This window comes from Streptomyces sp. NPDC004561 (assembly GCF_053602155.1).
In genome coordinates, this window is record NZ_JBSGDB010000269.1 from 1 (window position 1) to 12,155 (window position 12,155).

10 protein-coding genes and 3 pseudogenes are annotated in these 12,155 nt (G+C 72.6%); 6 read left to right on the top strand and 7 right to left on the bottom strand.

All coding sequences use genetic code 11. The features are described from left to right. Together ACWEN3_RS29005 and rfbC are read left to right on the top strand one after the other, a co-directional pair. Nucleotides 1-513, top strand: a pseudogene (locus ACWEN3_RS29005) (glycosyltransferase family 2 protein); the annotation flags it as partial. Between the two features lie 4 nt (nucleotides 514-517). Then, nucleotides 518-1,126 carry a dTDP-4-dehydrorhamnose 3,5-epimerase gene (gene rfbC / locus ACWEN3_RS29010; RefSeq protein WP_452976617.1) on the top strand — a complete coding sequence of 203 codons (609 nt, stop codon included), beginning with the start codon at nucleotides 518-520 and terminating at the stop codon, nucleotides 1,124-1,126. On the opposite strand, the pseudogene ACWEN3_RS29015 reads toward rfbC, so the two are convergent. From ACWEN3_RS29015 to ACWEN3_RS29030, 4 genes and pseudogenes are all read right to left on the bottom strand, one after another. Beyond that, nucleotides 1,116-1,469: pseudogene (locus ACWEN3_RS29015) on the bottom strand (class I SAM-dependent methyltransferase); the annotation flags it as partial. The gene rfbC and the pseudogene ACWEN3_RS29015 sit on opposite strands and share 11 nt — an antisense overlap. Further along, nucleotides 1,445-1,540 (bottom strand): annotated as a pseudogene (locus ACWEN3_RS29020) (sugar phosphate nucleotidyltransferase); the annotation flags it as partial. The pseudogenes ACWEN3_RS29015 and ACWEN3_RS29020, both read right to left, overlap by 25 nt. A 121-nt stretch (nucleotides 1,541-1,661) precedes the next feature. Continuing rightward, the gene (locus tag ACWEN3_RS29025) at nucleotides 1,662-1,838 is read right to left on the bottom strand and encodes a hypothetical protein (RefSeq protein ID WP_452976619.1); all 177 of its coding nucleotides are present in this window, start codon (nucleotides 1,836-1,838) and stop codon (nucleotides 1,662-1,664) included. Between the two features lie 133 nt (nucleotides 1,839-1,971). Then, nucleotides 1,972-2,328 (bottom strand): DUF6479 family protein, encoded by a 357-nt coding sequence (locus ACWEN3_RS29030; protein ID WP_452976621.1) that lies wholly within the window; start codon nucleotides 2,326-2,328, stop codon nucleotides 1,972-1,974. 156 nt (nucleotides 2,329-2,484) lie between these two features. Here ACWEN3_RS29030 and ctaD point away from each other — a divergent pair, with 156 nt between their 5' ends. Both ctaD and ctaF read left to right on the top strand, forming a co-directional pair. Beyond that, nucleotides 2,485-4,167 (top strand): aa3-type cytochrome oxidase subunit I, encoded by a 1,683-nt coding sequence (ctaD, locus tag ACWEN3_RS29035; RefSeq protein WP_452976623.1) that lies wholly within the window; start codon nucleotides 2,485-2,487, stop codon nucleotides 4,165-4,167. Then, nucleotides 4,164-4,547: an aa3-type cytochrome oxidase subunit IV gene (gene ctaF, locus ACWEN3_RS29040; RefSeq protein WP_452976624.1), complete on the top strand. Its 384-nt coding sequence runs from the start codon at nucleotides 4,164-4,166 to the stop codon at nucleotides 4,545-4,547. Before ctaD ends, ctaF begins: the two co-directional genes overlap by 4 nt. Here ctaF and qcrB read toward each other — a convergent pair. The 3 genes from qcrB to ACWEN3_RS29055 all read right to left on the bottom strand — a co-directional run bounded on the left by qcrB (nucleotide 4,483) and on the right by ACWEN3_RS29055 (nucleotide 9,144). Next, entirely contained in the window at nucleotides 4,483-5,922 is a 1,440-nt protein-coding gene (gene qcrB / locus ACWEN3_RS29045; protein ID WP_452976634.1) for a cytochrome bc1 complex cytochrome b subunit, read from the bottom strand. The two genes, ctaF and qcrB, sit on opposite strands and share 65 nt — an antisense overlap. A 50-nt stretch (nucleotides 5,923-5,972) precedes the next feature. Further along, a complete protein-coding gene (locus ACWEN3_RS29050) occupies nucleotides 5,973-6,248 on the bottom strand; it encodes a hypothetical protein (RefSeq protein WP_452976626.1) in 276 nt (91 codons plus the stop codon). Between the two features lie 436 nt (nucleotides 6,249-6,684). Then, nucleotides 6,685-9,144 (bottom strand): SpoIIE family protein phosphatase, encoded by a 2,460-nt coding sequence (locus tag ACWEN3_RS29055; protein ID WP_452976628.1) that lies wholly within the window; start codon nucleotides 9,142-9,144, stop codon nucleotides 6,685-6,687. A 194-nt stretch (nucleotides 9,145-9,338) separates the two neighbouring features. Here ACWEN3_RS29055 and lanKC point away from each other — a divergent pair, with 194 nt between their 5' ends. Together lanKC and ACWEN3_RS29065 are read left to right on the top strand one after the other, a co-directional pair. After that, nucleotides 9,339-11,954: a class III lanthionine synthetase LanKC gene (gene lanKC, locus ACWEN3_RS29060; protein ID WP_452976630.1), complete on the top strand. Its 2,616-nt coding sequence runs from the start codon at nucleotides 9,339-9,341 to the stop codon at nucleotides 11,952-11,954. Between the two features lie 50 nt (nucleotides 11,955-12,004). Further along, the gene (locus ACWEN3_RS29065) at nucleotides 12,005-12,115 is read left to right on the top strand and encodes a SapB/AmfS family lanthipeptide (RefSeq protein ID WP_452976632.1); all 111 of its coding nucleotides are present in this window, start codon (nucleotides 12,005-12,007) and stop codon (nucleotides 12,113-12,115) included. Nucleotides 12,116-12,155 lie beyond the last annotated feature (40 nt).

A 12,155-nucleotide genomic window follows, 5' to 3' on the forward strand; every position in this document is an offset into this window, starting at 1 on the left:
CCCGCGCAGCCGCCGGCCGGGGTCGTCGCCGGCCGGGTGGTCCTGCCGTACTGGACGAAGCAGTACCGCAACCTCTCCCTGGACGTGGACCGGGCCGTGAAGTCCCTCGGTCTGCACCGGCTCACCCCGGCGGACGCGGCGGTCTCCGACGCCGAGGCGCTCACCCTCGCGCTGCCGTTGTACGTGCCGGACAGCACCGACGCCACCTTCCGTCTGACCGGCACCGCTTCGGGCCGCGTCGTCGACCGGCCGGCCGTGCTGACCCCCGCCGACGGCGCGCACTCGCTGCTGGACACCGGGGTGCCGAGGCGCGAACTGCAGGGCGCCACCTGGCGGACGCAGCTGTGTCTGCCCGGCGGCCGGGTACTCGGGCTCCCGCTGCTGCTCATCGCGGGCCGCGGCGGCGTCGAGGTGGCCCGGCCGGGACGGCCCGGGCCGCTGGGGCGGCTGATACGCGTGGCGCGGCGTCTGCTGGGCGCCGTGCCGGGGACGACCACGAGACGGAAGGCGTGACGGCGTGCGGCGACTGGGGATGGCGGACGCCTGGGTGCTGGAGCCCCAGGTGTTCCCGGACGACCGGGGCAGCTTCCACGAGTGGTACCGGGGCGCGGAGTTCCGCGAGGCCACCGGCTACGACCTCGGTCTGGCGCAGGCCAAGTGCTCGGTGTCCCGCCGCGGTGTGCTGCGCGGCATCCACTTCGCGGACGTGCCGCCCGGCCAGGCCAAGTACGTCACCTGTGTGCGCGGGGCCGTCCTCGACGTGGTGGTGGACATCCGGGTCGGCTCCCCCACCTACGGTCAGTGGGAGGCCGTACGGCTGGACGACGAGGCCCGGCGCGCGGTGTTCCTGGCGGAGGGCCTCGGGCACGCGTTCATGGCGCTGACCGACGAGGCCACGGTGGTGTACCTGTGCTCGACCGGGTACGGGCCGGGCCGCGAGCACGGGGTGCACCCGCTCGATCCGCAGCTGGGCATCACCTGGCCGGAGGGCATCGAGCCGGTGCTGTCGGCGAAGGACGCCGAGGCACCGACGCTCGCCGAGGCCGAGCGGTCCGGGCTGCTGCCCGTGTACGCGGACTGCTCCGCCCACTACGAGCGGCTGCGGTCGGGGGACCTCAGCGGCTGACGGCGTAGGGGGCCAGCGCGCGGCGCAGCGGCTCCCAGCCGCGGGAGCGCCCGGTCCCCCGGTTGCGGGCGGCGGCCAGCGGCTTCCAGAAGCCGGCCGCGAGGAACTCCTCGGGCCTGACCGCCGTGGTGCGCTCCAGGACGGACTCCGGGACCTTCTGCGGGTCGGCGACCTCGAACTCCGCGATGATCTCGTCGTACTTCTCCTGGAGCACGGTGCCGGCGGGGTCGGCGCCGAACACCAGGAGCTGGCCGGTGGGCGCGGTGTCGACCAGGACCGTCACCAGGTCGGGCCGGTACCGGCCGAGGATCTCGACCAGGGCTTGTTGGCCACCGGTACCAGCTGTTTCGCCGAAGTGTGGGTGATCGGGCGCAGCCGGCTGCCGGTGCCGCCCGAGAGCACCAGAGCCTTCATTCGCCACACCCTAATGGCGATCGTCCGGATCGGACCATCCTTTGGATGGCCGGATTATTGCGACGACATGACCCTGATGCCGACAGTGCTTTACCCATGGATGACGTTGCGCGCCCCCCGCTCAGTCCTCGCCCCGGACTATGTTGTCCTCGGCCACCGTGTCCCGCTGTCGGCCGGCGGCGCGGTCGAGGACGGCCGGCAGACAGGTGCGCACACCCTTGCCCCGCCTGCGGCGGGCCTTCGACCAGCCGGTCTCGGCGTAGGGGAGGTCGGGCTTCTCACTTGCTTGCGCGGTCACAACGCTTCATCTTCCTTCTGGCTTGTGGCACACCGGTCGGCGGTTCGGCCGGCCCGGCCGTGCGCATCGGTGGGTGACCGGCCGAGTCCCCGCCCCCGTGAGCACGCAAACCGGCCACCTGCGGGCCGGCCGCTCAGGTACGGCCGCCGCCACCGCCGCCGAAGGAACCGCTGGACCCGGGCGACCAGCGCCGGCGGTGCTGGTCCTCGGCGCGCCGGCTGCCGACGTTGCCGAGCTGGTAGGGGGTGAGCCGCTCGCTCCCGTCCGCGGCCCGGGGCACCTCGTCGGGTTCGCGCACCTCGCTGGTCTCGTGCACCGGGCCGGACGGCGGCATCTTGGGATGCTCGTCGGGGCGGGGCGGTGGGGACTCCTGCTGTCGCACCTTGAAGCCGAGCCGGAAGGCCCAGATGAGCCCGGCGGCGAGGACCACGCCCGCGATCAGGATGAGAACGTAACCGAACACCTGTCGGCCGGCGGCTGCTAGGTACATGGCTGTGTTCATGCACGCCGGGTACCCGGCGACCCCGGACGGATGCCTGACCGTTGGCTCGTCAGCCGATCGGCGCAACTGCGGCCGGGCACGACGGTGGACGCACAGGGCGTGGCGCGGGTGAGCGCCAGGTCACCGGGAGTAGCGTCGCCCGCGATGACCGAGTTGCCCGAATTGCCGGAAACCCACGAGATCGTCGTACGTTACCTGGCGCCCGCCCCGCGGCCCGGGCGTGCGCTGCTGCGCTGGGCCACCACGACCGACCACAAGGTGATCGGCCGGCTGTACATGGTGACGGCGTTCTGCTTCTTCCTGGTGGCCGGCGTGCTAGCACTCGGCATGCGCGCGGAACTGGCCCAGCCGGGCCTGCAGTTCCTGACCGACCAGACCTACAACGAGTTCTTCACCATCCACGGCACGATCATGATGCTGCTGTTCGCGACGCCGATGTTCGCCGGGTTCGCGAACGCGGTGATGCCGCTGCAGATCGGCGCGCCGGACCTGGCGCTGCCGCGACTGAACGCCATGTCGTACTGGATGTACCTGTTCGGCGGGCTGATGGTGATCTCCGGGTTCCTGGTGCCGGACGGTCCGGCCCCGTTCGGCTGGTTCGCGTACGCGCCGCTGAACAGCGCCTACTTCTCGCCCGGCGCGGGCGGCGACCTGTGGGCGATGGGCCTGGTGGTGAGCGGTGTGTCCACGACCCTGACCGCGGTCAACTTCATCACCACGATCGTGTGCCTGCGCGCCCCCGGCATGACCATGTTCCGGATGCCGATCTTCACCTGGAACGTGCTGTTCACCTCGATCCTGGTCCTGCCCGCGTTCCCGGTGCTCGCGGCCACGCTGCTCGTGCTGGAGACGGACCGCAAGCTCGGTGCGCACGTGTTCGACGCGGCGAACGGCGGGGCGCTGCTGTGGCAGCACCTGTTCTGGTTCTTCGGCCACCCCGAGGTGTACATCGTGGCGCTGCCGTTCTTCGGGATCGTCTCGGAGATCATTCCGGTCTTCTCCCGGAAGCCCATGTTCGGCTACCTGCCGATGATCGGGGCGACGATCGCGATCACCATGCTGTCCGCGGTGGTGTGGGCGCACCACATGTTCGCGACCGGGGCGGTGCTGCTGCCCTTCTTCGCCGCGATGTCGTTCCTGATCGCGGTGCCCACGGGGATCAAGTTCTTCGCGTGGATCGGGACGATGTTCAACGGTTCGCTCTCGTTCGAGACGCCGATGCTGTGGTCGCTGGGCTTCCTGGTGACGTTCCTGCTGGGCGGGCTCAGCGGGGTGCTGATCGCCTCACCGCCGCTGGACTTCCATCTGACCGACTCCTACTTCATCGTGGCCCACCTGCACTACGTGCTGTTCGGCACGGTGGTGTTCGCGATGTTCGCCGGGTTCTACTTCTGGTGGCCGAAGTTCACCGGGAAGATGCTGGACGAGCGGCTCGGCAAGTGGCACTTCTGGCTGCTGTTCCCGGGGTTCCAGATGACCTTCCTGGTGCAGCACTGGCTCGGCGAGGAGGGGATGCCCCGCCGGTACGCCGACTATCTGCCGTCGGACGGCTTCACCCTGCTCAACCTCATCTCCTCCGTCGGCGCGTTCGTGATCGGCATCTCCACCCTGCCGTTCCTGTACAACGTCTGGCGCACCGCCGCCAAGGGCAAGCAGGTCACCCTGGACGATCCGTGGGGCTGGGGGCGCGGCCTGGAGTGGGCGACCTCCTGCCCGCCGCCGCGCCACAACTTCGTGGCGCTGCCCCGGATCCGCTCGGACGCGCCCGCCTTCGAACTGCATCATCCGGAGGCCGAGCAGCCCGCCGGAGAGGAGAGCGTGCGATGAAGGCCGAGTCGATGCTGTTCGGCGGGGTGGCGCTGTTCTTCGGCGGGTCCGCCGCGCTGTACGGGCTGTGGTCGAAGGAGCCGGCGGGCACGGCGGCGCTGATCGTGGCGGCCGCGATGGCGGCGCTGGTGTCGTTCTTCTGCCTGGTCCAGTACCGGCGCCGGGGGCCGCGCGCGCAGGACCGCACGGAAGCCGAGGTGGCGGATGCGGCCGGGCCGGTGGCGTTCTTCCCGGACGAGAGCTCGTGGCCGATCATCACCGCGGCGGGTTTCGCGGTGTCGGCGTCCGGCGTGGTCTACGGGCTCTGGCTGTTCCTCATCGGTCTGGGGATTCTGGCTCGCGGGGTGTTCGGCCTGACGTTCCAGTACGCGGACCGGTGAGGGGCCTGCGCGGGGCGCCGGGCCGGAAGGACTCGACGGGCTCGTGGCCGGTGTCGTAGCCGCCGGTGACGCTCTGCCGGACATCGCCCGTGGGCACGCCCTCCTCGAGCCGCTGCCGCTCGGCCTCGGTCAGCGCCCGGCACACCCACCTGGTCACCAGGAAGGCGAGGACGGGCGCCACGACGAAGCAGACGCGCAGCACCCACGTGATGGCGTTGACGGAGACGTGGAAGGTGGCGGCGATGACGTCGTTGCCGCCGGCCAGCATCAGGACGCCGAAGAGCACCGTGCCGGCCACGCCGAGTCCGGTGCGGACGGGCCGCTCGCGCGGCCGGTCGCACAGGTGCTGCTCGCGATGCCACTCCCCCGTCAGGCGCTGCTCCACGAACGGGTAGGCGTAGAGCACGACGAACACCAGGGTGGGCAGCACGACGGCCGGCAGCAGCACGTTCCACATGAGCGTGTGCCCGGCGAAGTTGGTCTCCCACGGCGGCACGAGCCGCAGCGAGCCCTCCAGGAAGCCCACGTACCAGTCGGGCTGGGAGGCCGTCGAGACCTGGTCGGGCACGTAGGGGCCGTAGTTCCAGATGGGGTTGATCTGGGCGACGCCGGCGAGGATCACCATGAGGCCGAAGACGGTCATGTTCAGGCCCAGCGAGGCGGCGGTGAACTGCGGGACCAGCGGCTTTCCGCGCACGTTGCGGTTGGTGCGGCCGGGGCCGCGCCACTGGGTGTGCTTGAGGTAGAACACCAGGATCAGGTGCACCGCCACCAGGGCGAGGATCGCGCCGGGCAGCAGCAGGATGTGCAGCGGGTACAGGCGGGTGATGACCTCGTGGCCGGGGTACTGGCCGCCGAAAAAGAAGAACGCCACGTACGTGCCGACCACCGGGATGGACTGCATGATGCCCTCGGCGATGCGCAGTCCGGTGCCGGAGAGCAGGTCGTCGGGGAGCGAGTAGCCGGCGAAGCCCTCGCCGAGGGACAGCGCGAACAGGGTCGTCCCGATCACCCAGTTGAGCTCCCGGGGGCGGCGGAAGGCGCCGGTGAAGAAGATCCGGAGCATGTGCGCGCCGATCGCGGACACGAAGACCAGCGCGGCCCAGTGATGGGTCTGCCGCATCAGCAGTCCGCCGCGCACGTCGAAGCTGATGTTCAGGGTGGACTCGTAGGCGGTCGACATGAGCAGCCCGCGCAGCGGCACGTAGGAGCCCGTGTAGACGACCTCGCGCATCTCCGGATGGAAGAAGAAGGTCAGCCACACACCGGTCAGGATCAGCACCACCAGGCTGTACAGGGCGATCTCGCCGAGCAGGAAGGACCAGTGCTCGGGGAACGCCTTGCGCAGCAGCGAGCCGCCCTCGGTGAGCGGCATCCTGCCGTCGAGGGCGTCGGCGAGGCGCTCGCCGCGGCGGGCGCCTCGGTTCACTGGTCCTCCGGTGCCGCCGCCGCCCGTTCCACTTCCGCCTCGATCTCCGCGCGGGACCGGCCGGTCTCCCTGGCGTACTCGCTCACCGCGGTCTGCACGTCCCGGGCGAGGTCCCGCCAGGCGCGCAGCGCCGTCTCGTAGGTGCCCGACTGGGCCCCGGTCATCCGCCGTTCGGCCGGCGGCCCGTAGGTCTCCCGCAGGTCCTCGACCGTGGTGTGGGCCGCGTCGGCCGCCCGCTGCTTCTGCACCAGTTCTTCGAAGGTGTGAGCCACACACCGACCCTAGGGGCGGCCCGCCCAAGCCGCCTGTCCAGCCTGCTCCGAACGGCCCACCGTTACCCGCCTCGGCGCCACCCCGACGAACGAGGACGACCCGCGGGATCCGCCGCCGCGCCCGGGGACACGCTCACAGGTCCGTCACCGCACCCGGGGACGCGGTCACGAGTCCGTTCCGGCAGCCGGGGGACCGGCCCGCCCAGGCCACCGCCACGCCGGACCGCCCGCCACACCCGGGAGGGCTACTCGCGGGGTCCGGCGCGTCCGGGGCCGACTCCTGCCGGGCCCGTCACCATGGACGGGAGCCACCCGACGAGGCCCACCTCGCGCCCGGGGTCCGCCCGCCCACGCCCTCCACCACCGACAAAGCCCCACCCCCACCAACGGGTTCGCCCCCAGGCGCCCTCCGGAGCCCCCGTCATACGCCGGCGTGTCAGTCGTTCGGGACCAGGTCGGCCCAGACCTGTTTGCCGCCGCTGACCGGGACGGTTCCCCAGGCCGCCGACACGGCCTCGACGAGGAGGATGCCCCGGCCGCCGGTGGCCTCCCAGCCGATGCTGGTGGGCTGGATGGGGCTGCGGGGCGAGGCGTCGGCGACGGCCAGCCGCAGCCGGTGGTTGACCAGGCTGAGGTCGAGGCGGACCTGCCCGCTGGTGTGCACCAGGGCGTTGGTGACCAGCTCGGAGACCACGAGCAGGGCCGCGTCGAGGGTGTCCTGCGACACCCCCCAGGTACGCAGCGTGCGCCGGGTGAAGCGGCGGGCGTGCCGGACCGCCTCCGGCACCCGCCACACCGTCCAGCTCTCGCGCAACGGCCGTACGGCCATGCCGTCGTAGCGCATCAGCAGAAGCGCCACGTCGTCGCCGCGATGCGCGCCGGTGAGCAGGGCGTCGGCGACCAGGCCGAGGTGGGCGGGGTCGGCGGCGGCCAGTTCCGCGGCGAGCCGGTCCATGCCGACGTCGAGGTCGGCGTCGGCGGACTCCACCAGGCCGTCGGTGGTCAGCGCGAGCACCGAGCCGGGCTGGAGCCGCAGCGGGGTCATCGGGAACTCGGCCTGGGCGAGCACGCCGAGCGGCGGACCGCCCTCGGTCTGCACGATCTCCGCCGTGCCGTCCGGGTGGCGCAGCACGGGCTGCAGATGGCCGGCGCGCACGCACCAGGCGGTGCCCTGCTCCATGTCGACGTCGACGTAGGCGCAGGTGGCGAAGAGGTCGGTCTCCATGTCCAGCAGCAGCCGGTTGGCGTGCGCCACGACCACGTCGGGGGCATGGCCCTCGGCCGCGTAGGCGCGCAGCGCGGTGCGCATCTGGCCCATCAGGGTGGCGGCTCCCGCGTTGTGGCCCTGGACGTCCCCGATGACGAGGGCCACGTGGTTGTCGGCCAGCGGGATCACGTCGTACCAGTCGCCGCCGACCTCCAGCCCTTCGGTCGTGGGCAGATAGCGGGCGACGGCGACCGCGCCGGGCAGCCGGGGCAGGCGGCGCGGCAGCAGGGTGCGCTGGAGCATGCCGACGAGCTCGTGCTCGGCGTCGAAGGCGTGCGCGCGCAGCAGCGCCTGGCCGGTCAGCGCCGCGCAGGCGGTGAGCAGGGCGCGCTCGTCCGGGGCGAAGTCGTGCGGGCTGTCCCAGCCGATCAGGCAGGCACCGGCCATCCGGCCGCCGGCGGGAAGTGGCAGCACGGCGAGGCCGCCGGGGCCGACTTCGGCGAGCGCGGGCTCCAGCGGGGTGCCGGCCGGCCAGATCCGGGAACGGCCCTCGCGCAGGGCGGCGGCGAGGGTGGGCATGGCCCGCACCGGTGCGTCGGGCCACTCGGTGCGCCACTCGGTGCGCCAGACCTCGGGCCAGGCCTCGGGTTCCGGCGGGTCGAGAACGGTGACCACGAGCCGGTCGTTCTCCAGTTCGGCGAGCGCGATCCGGTCGGCCTGGAGCGGCTTGCGCAGGGCGGCGACGACGGCCTGGCCGACGTCCTTGACGGTGCCGGCGGTGGCGAGGGCTGCGGCCAGGCGCTGCACACGGGCCACGTCGGTGACGTCGGAGCGCAGGGAGGAGGCGTCGGCGACGGTGCCGACGAGCCGGGCCGTACGCCCCTCCCCGCCGGGCAGCATCCGGCCGCGCAGCCTGAGCCACTTGGGCGGCCCGGAGGGCTGCAGGACGCGGAACTCCAGTTCGCGTTCGCCGATGGACATGTGGTCGGCCTCGACCACGGACATCAGCGCGGGCAGGTCCTCGGGCACGGTCAGCCCGAGCAGCGTCTCCACCCGGCCGTCGAAGGCCTCCTCGCCGATCCCGAACAGCGGCAGGATCGCGTCGCCGACGTCGACCCGGCCGGTGTCCATGGCCAGGTTGAAGGCGTCCGGGGACAGTTCCCCGGTGTCGCCCGCGACACCGGCCGGGGTGGGTACGACGATCGCGCGGGCGATCAGCTCCAGGCAGGCCCGGTCGTCGCTGTCGAAGCCGCCGGGGTGCTCGCTGACGGCCAGCATGCAGCCGCTGCCCGTCGGCCCCAGCGGCAGCACGGCCATGGAGAAGTCCGGGGAGGGGGTGCGCCGGGCGTCGGGGCAGCCGGCCAGTTCCTCGGGGCCGAGCCACTGCGGCTGCCCGGTGCGGTGGGTCTCGGCGACCGGGGACCGGACGTCGGCCGGGTAGCTGTCCCGGAGGCCGTACATGGTGCGTGGCAGGCCCGCCGACTCGGCGAGACAGAGCAGCGCGGGATCGTCGCCTGGCGTGTACACACCGGCGAAGGCCGCCCCGGCGCACACAAGCGCCTGCTCGAGGACCCGACGAAGCCGGTCGGGTGTGTCGGGCAGCGCGGTGAGCGCCTCCAGGGCGGCTTCGGCACGCTCCGTCCTCGTTCTGCCGACCGCAGCGGCGCCCTCACTCACCACGTTCGCCATTACAGCGCGTGTGAGCCTCCGGCGCAGCCCCTGTGAACGCTCGGTGTACTTCTGGAGGCCCACGCACTCGAAAGCCGCCGAACACAACTTGACCTATGCGTTCCGCACAGCCGGCTCGTGACACCCGTGACTGTCCGCGACCTGCCGACTCCTGCGAGTGTCTACCCGTCACCCAAGACGAGGGCGGGAGGGGCATGGACAAGCGGTACGAGGTGTACGCGCTGGCCGACGGGCACTTCTACGACACGCCCGATCGGCTCGCCACGGACGGCGGTGAGCCCGCCCCGCTGTTCGAGACGGCGCGCCGCGCCGTCCCGGACGGCTGGCACGCCGCACGCACCGGCGACTGGCTGATGCTGACGCCGCTCGAAGCGGACGGCGCGCCGCAGGCGTCGCCGGCCCAGGGCTGGAAGATCCACTCGTCGGCGACCGCGGCGAACGCGGAACGGATCGCCGGGACCGTGTGGGACTACTGCGTGCCGCGCAGGATCCCGTTCAAGTTCGTGCCCGGCCCCCACCTGCTGCACCTGCGCAACACCAAGTACGCGGGCCGGGACACCAGCGGCAAGTTCGTCACGGTCTACCCGGCCGACGAGGAGCAGCTGCACCGGATCCTGACGGAGCTGGGCGAGCTGCTGGCGGGCCTGGACGGGCCGTACATCCTCACCGACCTGCGCTGGCACGACGGGCCGCTCTACGTCCGCTACGGCGCCTTCGCGCGCCGGTACGTGGTCGACGAGCGCGGCTCGCTGGTCCCGGCGGTGGCCGACCTGGTGCCGGACCGGCGGGCGCCCTCCTTCCAGGTGCCGGAGTGGGTGACGCTGCCGGAGTTCCTGCGGCCGCACCTCGACGCGCGCAACACCACGACGGTGGGCGAGCTGCCGTACCGAATAGAGAAGGCACTGCACTTCTCCAACGGCGGCGGGGTGTACGCCGGCACGGACAGCCGGGACGGGCGCCGGGTGGTGCTGAAGGAGGGCCGGCCGCACGCGGGGCTGGCCGCCGACGGCGCGGACGCGGTGGCCCGGCTGGAGCGGGAGAAGGAGGCGCTCGAACGGGTCGCCGGCACCGGGGTGGTGCCCGAGGTGCGCGACTGGTTCACGCTGGGCGACCACCGGTTCCTGGTCATGGACTTCCTGGAGGGCCGTCCGCTCAACTCGTTCTTCGCCGAACGGCATCCGCTGCTGACCGCCGACCCCGACCCGGCGAAGGTGGCCGAGTACACGGCGTGGGCGCTGCGCATCCACGCGGCGGTGGAGCGGGCGGTGGCCGCGGTGCACGCACGCGGACTGGTCTTCAACGACCTGCACGTCTTCAACATCATGGTGGCCCCGGACGACGAGTCGGTGTTCCTCATCGACTTCGAGGCCGCCGCACCGGCCGAGGAGAACGCCCGGCAGGCGGTCGCCCACCCCGGCTTCTTCGCCCCGCCGGACCGCCGCGGCCCGGACGTCGACCGGTATGCGCTGGCCTGTCTGCGGATCGCCCTGTTCCTGCCGGTGACCACGCTGTTCGTCGTGGACCGCGGCAAGGCCGCGCACCTGGCGGAGGTGATCGCGCAGCAGTTCCCGGACGTGCCGCGCGCCTTCCTGGACGAGGCGGTCGCGGAGATCACCCGGGACCGCACGGGCACGGGACGGCAGAGCAGGTCCGCGCCGCCGGTGGTGCCGGGCGACTGGCCCTACAGCCGGGACTCGATGGTCAAGGCCCTGCTGGCCTCCGCCACCCCCGAGCGCGACGACCGGCTCTTCCCCGGTGACATCGCCCAGTTCTCCGACGGCGGGGGCCTCGGGCTCGCGCACGGCGCGGCCGGGGTGCTCTACGCCCTGGAGGCCGCCGGGGCCGGCCGGTACGAGGAGGGCGAGCGCTGGCTGCTGGGCCACACCGCTCCCCCGCCCCCCGGCACCCCGCTCGGTCTGTACGACGGCCTCGCGGGCGTGGCACTGGTCCTGGACCGGCTCGGCCACCGGCAGCGGGCGCTGGACCTGGTGGACGGCATCCTGCGCGAGAACTGGCGCAGCCTCGCCGCCGACCTGCACGGCGGTCTCGCCGGGCTGGGCCTGGTCCTCGGCCGCCTCGCGGAGACCACCGGCGAGCCGGAGCTGCGGGACCGCGCCGCCGAGGCCGCCGACATCCTCGTACGGCGCCTCGCGGAACCGCTGCCGGACACGCCCCGCCGCCGGGCCGGGCTGCTGCGTGGCGCGACCGGGCCCGCGCTGTTCCTCCTCAGGCGGTACGAGGAGACCGGCGAGGCACGTTTCCGCACGGCCGCCGCCGAGGCGCTGCGCCGGGACCTGGCCGTCTGCGTCCGGCAGGAGGTGACCGGTGGGCTGGAGGTCGACGAGGGCTGGCGGACGCTGCCGTACCTCGGCGACGGCAGCGCCGGGATCGGCATGGTCCTGGACGACTACCTGGCCGCGCAAGGGCCGGACCCGGACGGCGAGTTCGAGCGCGCCCGGGCCGGCATCCTCACCGCCGCCACCTCACGCTTCTACGCCCAGCCGGGCCTCTTCCAGGGCCGCGCCGGGATGATCCTCCACCTGGCCCGCAGCGGCACGCCGGGCGCGACCCGGGAGCGGCTGGCGGCGCAGATCGACGGACTCGGCTGGTTCGCGATGAACTACCAGGGCCAACTGGCCTTCCCCGGACACCAGATGATGCGTCTGTCCATGGACCTCGCCACCGGAACCGCGGGGTGCCTGCTCGCCCTCGCGTCGGCCCTGGACGACAAACGCACCGACGAGGGCACCGCGCACCTGCCCTTCCTCCCGCCGCCGTCGGCGGCCCCCACACGCGGCTCCGCAACCTGACGGAGTCGTGACACAACCCCGTCCCCAAAAAATGGGAAAGGACAACCATCATGGCACTTCTCGACCTGCAGGCTCTCGAGTCCGACGAGAACCACGGCGGCGCCAGCACGGCGAGCCTGCTCTCCTGCGTCTCGGCGGCGAGCGTTCTGGTCTGCCTCTGACCAGTCGGTGAGTCCACGACTCCGGGCGGCCCGCGTCGGC

Bases quoted from the DNA above. Each gene is read 5' to 3' on its own strand.
- ACWEN3_RS29030 (WP_452976621.1), bottom strand. From the start codon at position 2,328: ATGTACCTAGCAGCCGCCGGCCGACAGGTGTTCGGTTACGTTCTCATC.
- ctaD (WP_452976623.1), top strand. From the start codon at position 2,485: ATGACCGAGTTGCCCGAATTGCCGGAAACCCACGAGATCGTCGTACGT.
- ctaF (WP_452976624.1), top strand. From the start codon at position 4,164: ATGAAGGCCGAGTCGATGCTGTTCGGCGGGGTGGCGCTGTTCTTCGGC.
- qcrB (WP_452976634.1), bottom strand. From the start codon at position 5,922: ATGCCGCTCACCGAGGGCGGCTCGCTGCTGCGCAAGGCGTTCCCCGAG.
- ACWEN3_RS29055 (WP_452976628.1), bottom strand. From the start codon at position 9,144: ATGGCGAACGTGGTGAGTGAGGGCGCCGCTGCGGTCGGCAGAACGAGG.
- lanKC (WP_452976630.1), top strand. From the start codon at position 9,339: ATGGACAAGCGGTACGAGGTGTACGCGCTGGCCGACGGGCACTTCTAC.
- ACWEN3_RS29065 (WP_452976632.1), top strand. From the start codon at position 12,005: ATGGCACTTCTCGACCTGCAGGCTCTCGAGTCCGACGAGAACCACGGC.